Raw genomic sequence first — 14,366 nt, 5'->3', positions numbered from 1 at the left:
TACCCGCAATTCTACGGGTGGGGGGCGGATGGGGCAAACCTTAAACTCTCTTTCGCCGCATCCGAAAACTGGCTCAGCAATTAATATCGATGTATTCACCGCTAGGCCATTTAATTTATAGGCTTGGCTCATATACATAAGCCTCTAACTTTAGCTCGCTGGGCAGCAATGCCTTTACTAGTGACACACTCGACGACCATGTCTATTGCATAATGGACAGTCATTCAAGCTAGGATAGCCACAGTTGCTTTCATTATTTTTAAGGTGATAGACTATTAGTCCGTAATATAACTTTACAAAGCACTTCATATGAACAAGCTCAAGCTGTTTTTAAGCACCGCGGTGCTCTCACTCAGTGCAATGGCGGCCGACGACATGCCGTTGCGTGCTGATTTAAATGAACAAGTGTTGATGATTCCAGTTGGAAAAACATTTTATGGCGGTGACATTAGCCTAGAAACAACTTTTTTCAAACCCGATGGCGACGGCCCTTTTCCTTTGATTGTCATCAACGAAGGCAAAACGCTGGGTAATCCATCGTTCCAACCCCGTGCACGTTATCCGCTGATTGCGAGTGAGTTTTTAAAACGCGGCTATGCCGTTGCACTGCCAATGCAACGCGGTTTTAGTAAATCGGGCGGTTCTAGTATGTATTTAGATGGCGGGTGTCGCCGATTATATGAATCCACCTTGAAACAAACCGAAGACATCAAAGCGCTAATCCAAGTACTAGGCCAACGGGCTGACATCAACGCAAATCAAATCATTGTGTCAGGTCAGTCCTTTGGTGGTATTAGCACCTTGGGTTTGGCCGCCGAGCCGCCACACGGGGTGAAACTACTGATTAATTTTGCTGGCGGCGTTAAACAAGAGGGTTGTGAATGGGAAAACGCATTGAAGCACACAGCAGGAAAACTGGGGGAAAACGCCAAGCTGACCTCAATTTGGTTCTACGGCGAAAACGATAGCTTATTCCCGCTCGATCTTACTCAACAAATGCTGGCAAACTATAATAAAACCAAGCAGACGGCTGAATTCATCAACTTTGGGAAATACCGCGACGATGCACACGGCATGTTCGGCAGCAAAGATGGTTTTGACACTATTTGGTGGCCCGTGGTGGAAAAGAAACTGACTGAACTTAATATGCCAACCGCCGTGGTGAGTTCAAAATATGAAGCAAAAACCGTTGTTGCATCTGGTTATGCTGAGATGACTGAATTAGACAAATTTCCAACTCATGCAAAAGCAAAGTGTAAAGAATTATATGCGGATGTAGTCACCAACAAGCCAAGTCCAAGAGCTGTAGCGATTGCTGACAACGGCAGCTGCGGATTTTCCTGGGGTGAACCCGATGCAAAAAATGCGCAGCAAGTGGCAGTTCACTACTGCAAGCAGAAAGCGAAAGATAGCGAATGCAAATTGTATCTTCTTGACGATAAAGTCGTTTGGCCAAAGAGTTAAACATACGTCTTAAAAATCGAGGCTTAATCTAGATTAAGCAAAAAAAAACGCCACTCAAAAGAGTGGCGTTTTTAATTATGGCGTTAAGAATTAATTATCAGCTAACACAGTCAAGGTAAACGCAGTTGCATTGCTAGTACCGGCTTGTGCGAATTCGCCACGCGCCACCACGGTATAGATCTTGCCGTCGGCAGTCGTTACGGTAGGCGAAGTGAACGCTGGCGCTGAACTCGCTGCTGCACCTGCTGCACGCAATTTGAATACATATGGTCCTGCTGGCACTTTGAGGTAATCGCCGATGGCTGGGAATGCGACATTGCTCATCACCAATTGGTCATTGGCGTACACATCCACTGCTGGTGCATCTGGTGAAGCATGCACTACGCGAACTTTAGATTGGCCTGCTGGTGGCAAGCTAGCATCATCCATACCGACTAGGTATTGCAATGCAGGCGTTTTTGCAGCATAGCCCACAGCAAATACCGTGTAATTTTTTGCGCGGTCTAGCGTGAGGTCTTTAGTCAACGCAATCGTTGTTGTACCGCTTACTTGCAAGGCTGTGGTGTATTTCGCCGCAGGCACTGTCAAGTAGTTTGAGGCAGTAAAGAAAGGTACATTGCTCAGTAATGCGCTGCCATTAGCTAATACATCAACCGCTGGTGCGTCTGGTGAAGCATGTACTACACGCAGTTTGGCATTAGAGTCTGCCACTTCAGTCACATTGCCCGTTGCGGCACGGCTGATCAGTAACAAGCTGATCGGCGAGCTGCCATTCACTTGTGGGATTGCCATTGCTAACAAATCGGCACCGGCTGGTACAGCCAATTTGCCTGAGTCGTATACAACGGTTTTGCTACCTGCAACAGTAACTCGAACTTGGTAGTCACCTGCGGCAACTTCAAGACCATCAGAGAAGCCTTTGAAAGGCACGTTGCTCAGTGTCGGAGTGGCAGAAGCGATTGCGGCATTGGGTGCTGTTACATAGACATCGACTGCTGGCGCAGCTGGTGCAGCATGAACCACACGAACACGGCCTTTGCCATCGGCTGGAGCCATTTTGCTTTCAGTAATCACGAGGGGTTCAATTTTCGCCACGTTATTCACTGCAATCACTGTGGTCACGGTGTCTTTGGCTAATTTGAGCGTCGCTGAAATGACCCCTGTTGTACTGCCGGTTGGCGTAACTTTCACGGGGAAGTCGCCTGCATCAACGGTTAAAAGACCGCTGGCGGCTTTGTAGGGAACATCGGTCAGCACTTTGGCTGCACCGGCATAAACATCGACATTGGGTGCATCAGCAGAGGCGTGGATGACGCGGACTTGCGCTTGATCTTTTGGTAGCGGAGTTGAGTCACTACTTCCGCCACAGGCAACGAGTGTACTGGCGATAGCGATGATGCCTAGCCATTGATGTATTTTTTTCATTTTAATCTCCAGGATTTTGACCACAAAATGAAGCGTAAAAAATGCCAGATCAATCGGCTATCAGTGGGCTTTTTGAGCTGTCCTGCATAGATTAGTACTAATAAAAAAATAAATCTACCAATTAGTAACTCAGCCTACCGAACGGTATACTTTTTAGTAACAAAAATACTAGCCGGTAGACTTTGGCGTAAAAAAACCGCTCATCGATATGACAGCGGTTTTTTTGCTACGTATTGCGATTAAGGGAATTGATTTTATCGCTTGATGTGTCGCATCAATATCTATCAGCGCATTGCTTGCAATGCCGCAATTCGATCGGCCATCGCCGGATGCGAGCTAAACAGTGAGGACCAGCCCTCTTTGGCTGAAATCCCTGCGGCAGCCATATTGCTTGGTAAAGAATTAGGCTGCATGCCACCCAAACGGCGTAGTGCATCGACCATCGGCGCGGTTTCACCCATCAATTGCGCGGCACCCGCATCTGCGCGGAACTCACGTTGGCGCGAAAAGTACATCACGATGACGCTCGCCAAGATACCAAACACGATGTCACAGACGATAACCGTTACCATATAGCCAATCCCTGGGCCTGATGATTCCTCATCATTGCGGCGCAAGAATGAATCGACCAAATAACCTACGACGCGGGCAAGGAAAAACACAAAGGTATTCACCACACCTTGAATCAGCGTCATCGTCACCATATCGCCATTTTTGATGTGGGCGACTTCGTGTGCCAATACCGCTTCGATTTCGCGGTGCGTCATGCTGTACAACAAGCCAGTCGACACAGCCACCAGTGAGTTATTTTTACTCGGTCCTGTGGCAAACGCGTTGGGCTCACCTTCGTAAATGGCAACTTCTGGCATTGCAATCTGAGCGCGTTGCGCCAGCTTTGCAACGGTATCAAACAACCAGCGTTCATCTTCATTGCGCGGCTGAGCAATCACTTGCGCACCGGTGCTGATCTTCGCCATCCATTTTGAAATCGCGAGTGAGATAAATGCGCCACCAAAACCCAATACCGCAGCAAACATCAGCAGCATCGGCAAATTCAGGCCATTCGCGGTAATGAAACGATTTAGGCCAAAAACGCTAACAAAAATACCGAGTACTACCATGATCGCGATGTTAGTCGCGAACAATAAAATCATTCTTTTCACAATTACCTCCTACGTTGATTTTCCCTTTGACTCACCCGTATCGGGACGAGTTCCTTTTTTGCCGCATCTTTCTTAGCAAGACGACTTAAAGCGTACAGTGAAATGATAGCTGCGACAGATAAGATGATCATACTCATAAAATTTTACTCTTCAGTTTCAATTCAATTAGTGCAACTTGAGTCGCTCGTTTGACACGCCAAACGAGCGAACTTAACAGGATCACTTAGGCCGCTTGCGGCGCTTGCTCTTCGGCTGCCATCACCATTTCATTGGCGATGACTTTTCGGCTAGCCACTTTACGGACTACTTTTTGACGTTTTGCATTCACTCGTTGAATGGTTTGCGCAGCGCGATGAATCGCTCGATCTACGGCGGAACGTAAATCAGAGCCGCGCTCATTAATGATGACCGAATCATGCCCTGGCACGACCAGCTTCACTTGAACCGATTTATCAGCGCCGCCTTTCGGTCCATTGTCATCGCTAAGGCGCACGGTAATCGCGCCAATTTTGCTGAGGGTGCGGTCAAGTGCCAGACGCAAGCGATGCAAGATGTAACTGTGCATAGACGAATCGATGGCGAGTTTATGAGTCAAAATGAGTGGTCGCATTGTCAATCTCCAGCAAAGGGAAAATAAAGCAAACATCACAGAGGGCTTGGTGTATCACGCCCAGTGAGATTTCAAGTTAACGTAATTCTGCGCAGAATGAAATCAGAGTATGACTGAAACACCTTCAACTTTTCTCGATAGATTTTGGCAGTATTTACAGCCCTTTCTGGGGAACTAAATCGACTCGCGCCAGAGTACAGTTTTGCAGCGCGCGCAGACAATCCGCCGCCGAAAATCCGTCGGACGCGCCAAACCTAAATCCATTTGCTCGGTCGAACCGCACTGAAAACAAGAAATTTTGTCGCCAACAACGCAATCAGCATGCCATTGTAGATACTCAACCTTGGTCATCGACTGCTGCCAATATTTTTGCAGCCACGGGTTATAAACGACAAAATAATAAAAAACACATAGCGCACCAATTCCGGCGATGGCCGCAATGTCGTTAAACGCATTCATTTTCTGTTGTCCTCATCGTCTCGTTACAGCAATCGATTACTTAGACTTGCAAGTATAGAGACGCTTTACAGATTCAAACATCAGGCTTACATTGATGCATCATCAGCTTTTTTTGACAGCCAATATGAACGACGCGACCCTCAACTATCGACACTTATATTATTTCTGGGTGGTGACCCAAGAAGGCAGCATCAGCGCAGCGGCGCGCAAATTAGAAATGACGCCGCAAACCATCAGCAGCCAATTAGCAAAATTAGAAGAACAAACAGGCAAAGCCTTGTTTAAGCAAGTCGGTCGCCAACTTGAACTCACCGATGCGGGGCGTTCGATTTTGCCGTTTGCCGATCAGATTTTTATGCTGGGCGAACAGATGCAACAAATCCTCGCCAGCGATGCAACGCCAAGACAGCGCTTTAATGTGGGTGTGGCTGATGCGCTGCCAAAAATCGTCGCCCAACAATTATTAGCCAGCACACATAGTCCGCAAACTCGCTTAATGTGTATTGAGGGTTCGCCCGACGAGCTGATGGCAAAGCTAGCATTACACCAACTAGACGTGGTTTTGGCTGACCGCCCCGCCGCGCACGGCGCGCACCTGCGTTTGGCAAGCCAAGCGCTAGTGGAATGCCCCGTGATGATCTTAGGCAACGCAGCGCAAACAGCACAATACGCCCCAGATTTCCCCGCTAGCCTGCATGGTGCGCCCATGCTGTTACCAACGCGCAATACCGCCCTGCGGATTCAATTAGACCTATGGTTTTCTGATCAAAATATCGTGCCTGACATTGTGGGTGAATTTGCGGACAGCGCTTTAATGAAAGCATTCGCTATTGCGGGTATTGGTCTATATCCATCACCCATGATTGCCGGCAACCCAATACCCAGTAGTGAACTGAGATCACTGGGTCATCTAGCAGGCTTGTATGCCAATTACTACGCACTGTATGCCCCGAAAAAAATCAATCATCCGATGCTGGATTTACTACTGAGTTCGACACAAGTTTAAGCGATATAAAAAAGCCACCCTATGCAAGGGTGGCTAACCTGCCTATTCAAATGAGTGAATCAGCGAGTCTTTTTCGTTGACTTGGTTTTTTTCGGCGTTGATTTTTTCTTGGCTGAAGTCGACTTGGTCGATGACTTGGCTGACTTTTTGGAGCTCACCACGGCTTTCGATTGTTTGGCGTAGGATTTGCCCTTACTGGCTTTACGGTTGCTGGTATACGCCTTCTTCGATGTCGTTTTCACTTTCGAACTAGCTACAATCGGTGCAGTTGCCGCCTTTGCTGGATTGGTCTTGCGCACAATTGGCGGTGCAGCAGCAGGGTCATCAAATGGTAGAGGTGCATCTTCGGCTAAGGCCACTCCAGCCAACAACATAGAACCAATCAAGACAACGATTTTTCGCAGCACAACTCTTCCTTGTTTCAAAGCCACTGCGCCACGTGTTTTAAGAGCGCGCAGTAAAGTGCGCATTATAAACGACTCATTCAAAAATAACCCGGTAGTTTCCCGTAGAAAAGTCACATAAACAGGGGTAAAAAACAGCATGTCGTCAGCATTTTATTCCTTATTATTACAAGCAAACTAAGTCAGACGAACGGTAGCTTGAAAATATTATGTAGTGATTGACTCAGCCACTACAGCAGGTAACATCCGTAAGGCTACTTAAATACCAGTTGGCTTCACCTCAACAAGCCATTGCGAAAATAAGTTAGTGCAGTACTGATGGATTTCCGAACAACAAAGGTCTGACCCACGGCAAAGTGGAAAGCGTACAGACCAGCGAGGAGTGAGACAAATGAACAAAACGGCGAAAATTTCAGCGCTCATTACCGCCTTATTTTTAAGTGCGAGTGTATGGGCTGCCGATTGGGATGCAAAAGCAGTCTACCTAAAAGACGCAACCGTCACACACCAAGGCCAAACCTATAAAGCCAAATGGTGGACGACTGGCGAAGCCCCAGGCGCTAGCCAATGGGGTGCATGGCAATTAGTCTCTTCAGGTGGCGCAGCCACGCCAGTACCGACTGTGAAACCAACGGCAGTACCGACAGTTGCACCTACGATCGCTCCAACAGTAGCACCGACTGCTAAACCAACTGTAGCGCCTACCGTTGCGCCAACAGCAAAACCAACAATTGCACCAACAATTGCACCAACTACAGCACCAACTACAGCACCAACTACAGCACCAACTACAGCACCAACTACAGCACCAACAGCTGCACCAACTGTCGCTCCAACCCCAACAGCAACGCCAGGTTCAGGTTCAGGCCTAGCTAAATGTGCTGCGGCCTGGAATGCAGGTTCTTCTTATGCTGGCGGCGCAGTTGTAAGCTACAACAATACCAGCTACACCGCAAAATGGTGGGCCAATGCCGGCGCAGAGCCAGGTAAAGACGGTGTTTGGAATGCATCTGGCGCATGCGATGCATCCGGTTTACCAACAACAGCACCTGGTGGTGGCGGCTCAACAGGTGGCATACCAAGCAAAGCGGAAGCAGAAGCTTATGCAGCAACGCTGACCAATAGCGATATTTTCCGCAAAGTAAAAGCATCGGTTCGCACCTTGCCAAACTCAGTCGTTGAAGCAGTAGCACCCGGCTTGATGAGCAACCCAAGCAATGTGAAACGAATCGAAGGCATCATGCCGAAAGCGAAGTGGGATTACTACTTCTCGAAAGCACACCCAAGCTACACTTACACCCGCTTCTTGCAAGCTTCTGCAAAATTCCCTGCTTTCTGCGGTGACTACACCGATGGTCGCAATGCCGACGAAATCTGCCGCCGTTCATTGGCCGCTTCGTTCGCTCACTTTGCGCAAGAAACCGGTGGTCATAGCGTAGAGCAATACGGTAATCCAGAATGGCTGCAAGCTTTGGTACACGTACGTGAAATGGGTTGTACCGACTCAGGCACCAATTGCGGTTATAACGGTGAGTGCGCTGATCCAGTATTTAATAAAGTTTGGACTTGCGGTACCGATGCAAAAGGCGGCTACCTGAAATACTTCGGTCGTGGTGCTAAGCAATTGTCGTACAACTACAATTACGGCCCATTCAGCCAAGCGATGTTTGATGGCGACCAATCTGTCTTGTTGAAAGATCCGGATCGTGTAGCAGAAAGCTGGTTGAACTTGGCCTCAGCGGTGTTCTTCTTCGTGTACCCACAACCACCAAAACCATCAATGTTGCATGTGATTGACGGAACTTGGGTGCCAAACGAATTTGATAAATCTCGTCAATTGGGCAATGACTTCCCAACTTCGATTCAAATTATCAATGCCGAGTGCCAAGACACACCGACTAAACCAGCAGCGCAAAATCGGATCAACTACTACACCGAATTTGCTCGTGATCTAGGTTGGGACATCAGCAAAGAGTCAATGAAATGCTCAGGCATGGGTCGCTTCGATGGTGGTTCATCTGCCGCATTTAATATCTACTGGGAAAAAGACTGGAAAGTCGGTGGTGATAACAAGTGCCAATTGGTTAGCTACCAAACCCCATACAATGCTTTGATTGATGGTCAATACACTAAGTGTGTTGATGCTAACTGGGGTATTGCTCTGAAATAGTTATCTAAAAACAACTAGAAACACATACGCCACATAGGTATCTATGTGGCGTTTTTTATGGCTCAGCGTTTATCCCCATAAATTGACTCAACTGATTCAAGTATTCATTGTCTATACTGAATGTTGATTTCGCGATAGAGAAATATGATGAGTCATTTTGCTGCCGCCAAACTCGCACTGCGAGTCGGTTTAGGATTCGCATTTCTAATGCTGGTGATTTTACTCATTGGACTTGTGATGGGTTTTAGCATCAATAAAACCTACCAAGAAATGGGCTCGCAAATTATTCAAACCGACAATGCGAACAATACCGTTCGCAATCTGCGCATCGACATTGGTCAATTACGTCGTTTTGAAAAAGACTATTTTTTAGAGATTAATGATCCTCAACACAGAATCCAAAATACCGGACTTTGGCATCAAACGTTCAATCGGGCATTTAATCGACTAAAAAAATTAGAACCCCTATTACCAGCGCAAGACCAAACCATCATCCAAACCAGCCAACGCGTCTTAATGAATTACAAATATAGCTTTGAACAGGTTCAGTTGATTCTTCAGCAAAAAAATATTCAATCTCCTATTGAAGCCAACGAGCAGCTTGCGCTGTATAAGCATTTTATTTATCAACTCGACGAGTCCATGGAGCAATTGGCGCAGCTCACCGAACAACGCGAACTGGCGCTCATCCAACAAATTGATGTGCTGCGTATTTCTCGTTTATGGCAGCTTACAATTTCAATCTTGTTGACCTTATCGATCTGTGGGATCTTGGTCTATTTCATTACTCGCTACAGTTTCAATATCAGCAAGGAATTAGAATATCGCTCCGATCATTGAATCGCCCCGGGTTTCCTAGACACCTAAAGAGCCTCAAAATGAGGTAATTAGGAGGTCTTATGAGCAAATCTAATCGCTACACCGAAGAGTTCAAAATCGAAGCCGTCAAGCAAGTGACAGAACGCAACTATCCTGTCGCAGAAGTCGCTGAGCGACTGGGGGTTTCAGGGCATAGCATCTACAGCTGGATTAAGCGCTACGCCACGCCTTTACCAGAACAACCGCAAACAACTACTCAGCAGGATGAAATTCGGCAACTAAAAGCTGAACTACGTCGAGTAACTGAAGAGCGTGACATCCTAAAAAAGGCCGCCGCGTACTTTGCCAAGCTATCCGGGTAAGGTACGCCTTCATTCGTGACCATCAAGCACTACATCCAGTTCGACGGCTCTGCCAGATGATGCAAGTCCATCCCAGCGGCTACTACGCTTGGCTGCAACGACCACAATCATTGCGCACGATTGATGACCAGCGCTTGACTGGCATCATCACTGAAGCGTGGCAAGAAAGCGGCGGCGTCTATGGTTATCGCAAGATTAATGATGACTTGCGTGATATGGGCGAACAATGTGGCAAGCATCGCGTCGCGCGCTTAATGCGCTTAGCTGGCCTTCGTTCACAAACAGGCTATCGTCGTCGACGTGGTTTTTATGGTGGCAAGCCCACCGTAACGGCACCAAACCATTTGGCTCGGCAATTCAATGTCGATACACCTAATCAGGTTTGGGTGACTGACATTACCTATATTCGCACACACGAAGGTTGGCTTTATTTGGCCGCAGTATTGGATTTGTTCTCAAGACAGGTTGTTGGTTGGTCGATGGGCGCGCGGATGGACCGTGAGTTGGCGATTAAAGCTTTATTAATGGCGGTTTGGCGACGTCAGCCCAAGCAAGAGGTCTTAGTGCATTCGGACCAAGGCAGCCAATTCAGTAGTTATGATTGGCAGGATCTACTGCGTGTGCATAATTTAAAACCGAGCATGAGTCGGCGTGGCAATTGCCATGACAATGCGGTCGCGGAAAGTTTCTTCCAGCTATTGAAGCGGGAACGAATCAAACGACAAACCTACCGTAATCGAGAGGAGGCACGTCGAGATGTGTTCAATTATATCGAGATGTTTTACAACCCCAAGCGCCGCCATAGTTTCAATAATGGGCTATCACCAGTAGAGTATGAAAAGCAGTATTTCGAAAGGCTCGGCAGTGTCTAGAAAACTCGGGGCGATTCACATGACCCGCTCACCGGCCTGTTAAATCGTAGAGGTTTTGAGAAAGGAATCAAAGCGCTAGCAACCACCAATGGAGCACTACTTTATCTCGATTTAGATCAATTCAAATTGGTCAATGATTTGTGCGGACACGGCGTTGGTGATGAATTATTAACGATACTCAGCCATCGATTTAGCAATGCATTACCTGATAATGCATTGATCTCTCGTCTTGGCGGCGATGAATTTGGTATTTTCCTGCCCGATATGAATCTCGAATTAGCCCACGAAGAAGGGCAATAACTTCTCACCTTGATCCAAAATCATCCATTTAGCTCACAAGGCCGCATTTTTTCGCTCAATGGCTCGATTGGCATCTGCATTTGGGATGAAAAAACCCATTACAAAGACCTCGTTGCACGAGCCGATACCGCTTGCTATATCGCCAAAGAACGCGGCACAGGGCAGATCGCCCACTCCAACGATGTTGACAATCAGCATGAGGAACTGCAATCCAATATGAATTGGGCTGCCAAAATACCGCAAATGCTGCAGCAAGATCGTTTTGTGCTGTTTTATCAAAAAATGGAAAACCTACAAAACCCCAGTGCGCCCACAGGTCATGCTGAGATCCTCATTCGTGGCATTGATGAAGAAGGAAAAATCGTGCCGCCGGGATTTTTCTTACCCGCAGCAGAGCGCTTTCATTTGATTAACCGGATTGATCGCTGGGTAGCACAATCGATATTGAAACAGCAATTGCCCGCGAATATGCTGTATGCGATTAATCGGTCAGGGCCATCCTTGGCCGATCATGCTTTTTTGCAAAGCCTCGTTGAGTGGGTGAAAGCCAGCCATTTACCCTCAACTCACGTCTGCTTTGAAATCACCGAAACGGCCGCAATGACCGATATGGACTCGGCCAAATTATTTATTAGTACGCTCAAAGCATTAGGTTGCCGCTTTGCTTTGGATGATTTTGGCAGTGGTTTTTCGTCGTTTAGCTACTTAAAAGATTTAGATGTCGACTACCTCAAGATCGACGGCAGCATGATTCGCAATTTAGAACGGAATGAGTCAGATGTCGCTCTCGTGACCGCCATCATCCAAATGGCCAAAGCGCTCAAATTGTGCACTATTGCGGAGTTTGTCGAAAACGACATTCAGAAAGAAATACTGTGCAGTCTCGGCGTCGATTACGCGCAAGGCTATGCAATCCACAAACCCGAAGCACTGCCTATTTCTGATCCAGAAAAGTAACTAGGGTATTTAATTAAAGTCATTGATAAAAAAGGACTCAAGCAGCATACCTACAATAATAAATATAAAGCCCAGTCATCAACTGGGCTTTATATACTTCCATCACAGCAAGACCATTAGCGAGTTAGTTTTTCCACTACCGATTGCAATGCTGCTGGGCGATTGCTAAATGCAGCTAATCGACCCTTAGCCAATGGTGCCAAATTGACATCGTAGGGCAAGCGCCCAGCCACCAACCACAAATATTCAGCGGGCAATTGAGCGATTAAGGCCTGTTGCCCGCGCGAAAGACACGCGTTATAACTTTGCACAATCACCTGCGAATACGAAGCAGCCGCCAGCACCAGCGCAGCAATCTCAGCCTCCGTCGGCGACGGTGACACAATCAATTCGTTAACTTGAACGCCCGCCGCCGCTAATAAAGGCAGTAAAGTGCCGCGTGCGGCGCTGCTTTTACCGAGCGCGACTTCATCAATTTCCGTTCGATTTTGCACTTCAACGGTCATCAATAAAGTCGGCAAACTTAAGTCCAAGGCTTGAAAGGGATCGCTCACTTGCAAAGCAGTGGACTGCACCTGTGCCGCTAAAGCCAACGCTTCCGGCGTTTGCAATTGCTGCGACTCAAACGGCGCAGCCCAATCGCAGGTGGCTAACGCTTGTTTTAAGCGCGCAATCCGTGCCAGAGATTGCTCAAGCCGCACCGCAGAGAGTTCGCCACTCGCCAATTTCGCCTGCAAGGCCAGCACCGTATCACGCTGCCGCTCATAGGTATGCGATACCAAGACGATATCAGCACCCGCAGCAAATGATTGCAGCGCGCCAGCCACCGTGCCAACGCCAGCGGCAATCGCGGCCATTTCCAAGCAATCGGTGAACACAACGCCACTAAAACCCATTTCTTCGCGCAATAAACCAGTGAGCACGCCGCGGGACAAGGTCGCCGGTGTATTCGGGTCGGACTCATATGCTGGAAACACCACATGGGCGGTCATGATTGCATCAACACCAGCTGCAATTGCCGCTTTAAACGGCGCCAATTCAACCGCATGAAGTCGCTCTGCCGCGTGTGCGACCACGGGCAGGCCATAATGCGAATCCGTCGCCGTATCACCATGACCGGGAAAATGCTTGGCGGTGGCAGCAATACCAGCCGCCTGAATCCCACGAATGGCGGCTAAGCCATAATTCGTGACCGTCGCGACATCCTCACCAAAAGCACGCACGCCGATCACCGGATTGTTCGGGTTATTGTTGATATCAAGGCTAGGGGCGAAATTAACATTAATCCCCATCTGCCGCAATTCTGCCGCACCAATCCGATGCAGCGCTTCGCACTCTGCGACCGTACCGCCCTTGGCGTAGGCCATCGCCGATGGCAGTGGTGTGACGCCCTCTTCAATCCGCATCACCATGCCACCTTCCTGATCAATTGCGATCAAAAGTGGAATGTTAGACACCTCTGCATTGATGGCTTGTAAACGTCGGCACAACGCAGCCACTTGTGCGGGCGACTCAATATTCCGGCGAAATAAAATCACGCCACCGATGCGCTGTTCGCGGATTAATCCTTCAATTTGCGCATTCGGCACAAAGCCATCAAAACCAACCATCACCAGTTGGCCAAGCTGCTGCTGTAAAGATTCAGAAAAACTCGAGTTCATTGCGTAACTTATCCTTGAAACAGGGTCATCATCGATTTAGCTAGCCCACCGCCAGCCTTAATTTACCAGACTTAAGACGTGGTGTTTGCTTCCAGTGCAGCCCAGCGGGCGTGAGTGAGCCGAAACAGGCAATGTTCATGTAATGTATGCCCAACAGGCACTTTAGGATGCTCGAAGTTGTCAGACTGCAGCATCCCCAAGCGACGCATTACCGCTTGCGAGGGCTGATTATGAATACTGGTAAACGACACAATTTCGGCCAAGTTAAGCTGCGTAAACCCATAGCGCAATGCGCCCTGCGCCGCTTCAATTGCATAGCCTTTACCCCAAAATTCAGATGCCAAGCGCCAACCGATTTCAGTACATGGCGAAAATGGTAATTCAGGTGACGGGATATTCAAACCAACCAAGCCAATAAAACGCTGTGAGGCTTGCTCCTCAATCGCCCAGAATCCCCAGCCCTGCTCCGCAATTAAGCCACGCATCCGCGCAGCGGCCGCATCGCTTTCGGCGCGACTTAAACAGCTTGGGAAATACTGCATCACCTGTGGATCGGCATTAAGTTGCGCAAAGGATAGTAAATCCTCATCGCGCCATTGGCGAGCAATCAGTCGGGCGGTTTTAAATTCAATAATGGCGGACATATTAAAATCCTCACTCAAATGCAAAAAAGGCCAAGTTTTGCTTGGCCTTC

General features: G+C 48.1%; 13 protein-coding genes and 1 pseudogene. 7 read left to right on the top strand and 7 right to left on the bottom strand.

All coding sequences use genetic code 11. From position 1 onward, the window contains the following. Nucleotides 1-309: 309 nt before the first annotated feature. Complete coding sequence (locus K4H28_RS01110; RefSeq protein ID WP_221006447.1) at nt 310-1,464, top strand: alpha/beta hydrolase family protein; 1,155 nt, start codon at nt 310-312, stop codon at nt 1,462-1,464. Between the two features lie 90 nt (nt 1,465-1,554). On the opposite strand, the gene K4H28_RS01105 is transcribed toward K4H28_RS01110, so the two are convergent. The 4 genes from K4H28_RS01105 to K4H28_RS01090 form a co-directional block, all read right to left on the bottom strand. Continuing rightward, on the bottom strand, nt 1,555-2,889 hold the full coding sequence (locus K4H28_RS01105) for a DUF4397 domain-containing protein (protein WP_221006446.1): 1,335 nt from the start codon (nt 2,887-2,889) through the stop codon (nt 1,555-1,557). 284 nt (nt 2,890-3,173) lie between these two features. After that, complete coding sequence (htpX, locus tag K4H28_RS01100) at nt 3,174-4,052, bottom strand: protease HtpX (RefSeq protein WP_221006445.1); 879 nt, start codon at nt 4,050-4,052, stop codon at nt 3,174-3,176. A gap of 223 nt (nt 4,053-4,275) precedes the next feature. Continuing rightward, nucleotides 4,276-4,662, bottom strand: coding sequence for an HPF/RaiA family ribosome-associated protein (locus K4H28_RS01095; protein WP_221006444.1), 387 nt, complete (start codon nt 4,660-4,662; stop codon nt 4,276-4,278). A gap of 174 nt (nt 4,663-4,836) precedes the next feature. Further along, on the bottom strand, nt 4,837-5,121 hold the full coding sequence (locus K4H28_RS01090) for a hypothetical protein (RefSeq protein ID WP_221006443.1): 285 nt from the start codon (nt 5,119-5,121) through the stop codon (nt 4,837-4,839). Between the two features lie 94 nt (nt 5,122-5,215). Between K4H28_RS01090 and K4H28_RS01085 the strand changes: the two genes are divergently transcribed. Beyond that, entirely contained in the window at nt 5,216-6,127 is a 912-nt protein-coding gene (locus K4H28_RS01085; protein ID WP_221006442.1) for a LysR family transcriptional regulator, read from the top strand. A gap of 59 nt (nt 6,128-6,186) precedes the next feature. Here K4H28_RS01085 and K4H28_RS01080 read toward each other — a convergent pair whose 3' ends face one another. Beyond that, nucleotides 6,187-6,597, bottom strand: coding sequence for a hypothetical protein (locus tag K4H28_RS01080; RefSeq protein ID WP_221006441.1), 411 nt, complete (start codon nt 6,595-6,597; stop codon nt 6,187-6,189). A 325-nt stretch (nt 6,598-6,922) separates the two neighbouring features. On the opposite strand from K4H28_RS01080, the gene K4H28_RS01075 reads away from it, so the two are divergent. The 5 genes and pseudogenes from K4H28_RS01075 (at nt 6,923) to K4H28_RS01055 (ending at nt 12,011) form a co-directional block, all read left to right on the top strand. Then, entirely contained in the window at nt 6,923-8,701 is a 1,779-nt protein-coding gene (locus K4H28_RS01075) for a glycoside hydrolase family 19 protein (protein WP_221006440.1), read from the top strand. A gap of 144 nt (nt 8,702-8,845) precedes the next feature. Beyond that, nucleotides 8,846-9,541, top strand: coding sequence for a hypothetical protein (locus K4H28_RS01070; RefSeq protein ID WP_221006439.1), 696 nt, complete (start codon nt 8,846-8,848; stop codon nt 9,539-9,541). A 59-nt stretch (nt 9,542-9,600) separates the two neighbouring features. After that, nucleotides 9,601-10,754 (top strand): IS3 family transposase gene (locus K4H28_RS01065; protein ID WP_221004883.1). Its coding sequence is split into 2 segments (ribosomal slippage): nt 9,601-9,841 and nt 9,841-10,754, totalling 1,155 coding nucleotides; the frame shifts between segments, so codons are not numbered across the junction. A gap of 27 nt (nt 10,755-10,781) precedes the next feature. Further along, a pseudogene (locus tag K4H28_RS16635) lies at nt 10,782-11,204 on the top strand (GGDEF domain-containing protein); the annotation flags it as partial. 66 nt (nt 11,205-11,270) lie between these two features. Next, the gene (locus K4H28_RS01055) at nt 11,271-12,011 is read left to right on the top strand and encodes an EAL domain-containing protein (RefSeq protein ID WP_308443481.1); all 741 of its coding nucleotides are present in this window, start codon (nt 11,271-11,273) and stop codon (nt 12,009-12,011) included. A gap of 116 nt (nt 12,012-12,127) precedes the next feature. Here the strand turns inward: K4H28_RS01055 and nagZ are convergent, their stop codons facing one another. Beyond that, the gene (nagZ, locus tag K4H28_RS01050) at nt 12,128-13,672 is read right to left on the bottom strand and encodes a beta-N-acetylhexosaminidase (RefSeq protein ID WP_221006437.1); all 1,545 of its coding nucleotides are present in this window, start codon (nt 13,670-13,672) and stop codon (nt 12,128-12,130) included. Nucleotides 13,673-13,743: 71 nt separating this feature from the next. Continuing rightward, nucleotides 13,744-14,316, bottom strand: a complete 573-nt coding sequence (locus K4H28_RS01045) for a GNAT family N-acetyltransferase (protein WP_221006436.1) — start codon at nt 14,314-14,316, stop codon at nt 13,744-13,746. Nucleotides 14,317-14,366: the final 50 nt, after the last annotated feature.

Origin of the sequence: Deefgea tanakiae (genome assembly GCF_019665765.1) — a bacterium.
GTDB lineage: Bacteria > Pseudomonadota > Gammaproteobacteria > Burkholderiales > Chitinibacteraceae > Deefgea > Deefgea tanakiae.
Note: the sequence above shows the minus strand (reverse complement) of the source record. Positions and strands in the feature narration are given on the sequence as shown.

Coding starts and splice junctions, on each gene's coding strand:
- K4H28_RS01070 (WP_221006439.1), top strand. CDS start 8,846: ATGATGAGTCATTTTGCTGCCGCCAAACTCGCACTGCGAGTCGGTTTA.
- K4H28_RS01055 (WP_308443481.1), top strand. CDS start 11,271: ATGAATTGGGCTGCCAAAATACCGCAAATGCTGCAGCAAGATCGTTTT.
- K4H28_RS01080 (WP_221006441.1), bottom strand. CDS start 6,597: ATGCGCACTTTACTGCGCGCTCTTAAAACACGTGGCGCAGTGGCTTTG.
- K4H28_RS01105 (WP_221006446.1), bottom strand. CDS start 2,889: ATGAAAAAAATACATCAATGGCTAGGCATCATCGCTATCGCCAGTACA.
- nagZ (WP_221006437.1), bottom strand. CDS start 13,672: ATGAACTCGAGTTTTTCTGAATCTTTACAGCAGCAGCTTGGCCAACTG.
- K4H28_RS01045 (WP_221006436.1), bottom strand. CDS start 14,316: ATGTCCGCCATTATTGAATTTAAAACCGCCCGACTGATTGCTCGCCAA.
- K4H28_RS01095 (WP_221006444.1), bottom strand. CDS start 4,662: ATGCGACCACTCATTTTGACTCATAAACTCGCCATCGATTCGTCTATG.
- K4H28_RS01075 (WP_221006440.1), top strand. CDS start 6,923: ATGAACAAAACGGCGAAAATTTCAGCGCTCATTACCGCCTTATTTTTA.
- K4H28_RS01090 (WP_221006443.1), bottom strand. CDS start 5,121: ATGAATGCGTTTAACGACATTGCGGCCATCGCCGGAATTGGTGCGCTA.
- K4H28_RS01085 (WP_221006442.1), top strand. CDS start 5,216: ATGCATCATCAGCTTTTTTTGACAGCCAATATGAACGACGCGACCCTC.
- K4H28_RS01110 (WP_221006447.1), top strand. CDS start 310: ATGAACAAGCTCAAGCTGTTTTTAAGCACCGCGGTGCTCTCACTCAGT.